The 1,406-nt window shown below is 38.8% G+C and carries 2 protein-coding genes; both read left to right on the plus strand.

Going from position 1 to position 1,406, the window contains the following annotated elements; all coding sequences use genetic code 11:
* The coding region (locus LYNGBM3L_RS02945) for a transglutaminase-like domain-containing protein (protein ID WP_008178892.1) at positions 1 to 491 on the plus strand (491 nt) is incomplete at its 5' end.
* Between the two features lie 450 nt (positions 492 to 941).
* Positions 942 to 1,406, plus strand: a 465-nt coding sequence (locus LYNGBM3L_RS02950; RefSeq protein ID WP_008178895.1) for a cbb3-type cytochrome c oxidase subunit I, incomplete at its 3' end; no start/stop codon positions are given.

Below are 1,406 nucleotides of genomic sequence, written 5' to 3' on the forward strand. Positions count from 1 at the left end.
ACATCGAATGCGATCGCAAAGCCTGTTTTGAGTGGGTTCGCGATCAAATTTGTCATAGCGTTGACTATAAAATGAACCCTGTCACCTGTCGTGCCTCGGATGTACTTAAGCATAAAACCGGTTATTGTTATGCAAAAAGCCATTTGCTAGCTGCTCTATTACGAGCCAATGGAATTCCAGCAGGCTTTTGTTATCAACGCTTAAGTATTAATGACGATGGTGAGCCTTACAGTTTGCATGGTCTCAATGCTGTTTACTTAGCTGAATTCGGTTGGTATCGAATTGATCCCAGAGGAAACCGTGAGGGAATTAATGCTCAATTTAATCCCCCAAAGGAGCAATTAGCCTTCAGCATTCGATTTCCCGCAGAAGCTGACTTTCCTAACATTTTTTCTGAACCACTTCCTATAGTTATCGAAGCATTACAGGCTTGTAATACTTGGGATGAAATGCTTGGTAGTTTGCCAGATGTTTTGTTGGAGGAATGGTAATAATGAAGAATGAAGAATTTAGAATTTAGAATGAAGAATGAAGAATGAAGAATGAAGAATGAAGAATGAAGAATGAAGAATTTAGAATGAAGAATGAAGAATGAAGAATGAAGAATGAAGAATGAAGAATGAAGAATGAAGAATGAAGAATGAAGAATTAGTTCAGTCTACAGTCTACAGTCTACAGTCTTAATTATTCATTCGACCTTAGACCTTAGACCTTAGACCTTAGACCTTAGACCTTCTTAATTATTGATTCGACCTTCTAAATTCTAAATTCTAAATTCTAAATTCTAAATTCTAAATTCTAAATTCTAAATTCTACATTCTAAATTCTAAATTCTAAATTCTAAATTCTAAATTCTACATTCTAAATTCTAAATTCTAAATTCTACATTCTTAATTTTGGCTGTTGCCTATCCTTTTAGTCCATCACACCTCCACTATCCCATGACGACGCAATTAGAAAAACCGGAATCGGTAAAGGATGCTGGTCATGTTGAAGAACATGAGCGGCGTTGGCAAGATTACTTCACGTTCAATACCGACCATAAAGTGATTGGGATTCAATACCTGGTCACTTCATTTGTGTTCTATTTCATCGGTGGCGCATTAGCTGGATTAATTCGCACTGAGTTGGCCACACCAGACCCGGATTTATTGAGCCCTTTAACCTACAACCGAGTGTTCACCATGCACGGAACAATTATGTTGTTCCTATGGATTATCCCGGCTGGTGCTGCTTTTGCTAACTATCTGATTCCCTTGATGATTGGGGCAAAGGATATGGCATTCCCCAAGCTGAATGCAGTGGCATTCTGGATGAATGCTGTGGGGGGTTTGCTGTTAATGAGTAGTTTTTTCGTAAGTGCTCCCGAAGCCGGTTGGACCTCTTACCCCCCTTTGAGCTTGATT

The organism is Moorena producens 3L (genome assembly GCF_000211815.1).
In the GTDB taxonomy this organism is placed as follows: Bacteria; Cyanobacteriota; Cyanobacteriia; order Cyanobacteriales; family Coleofasciculaceae; genus Moorena; species Moorena producens.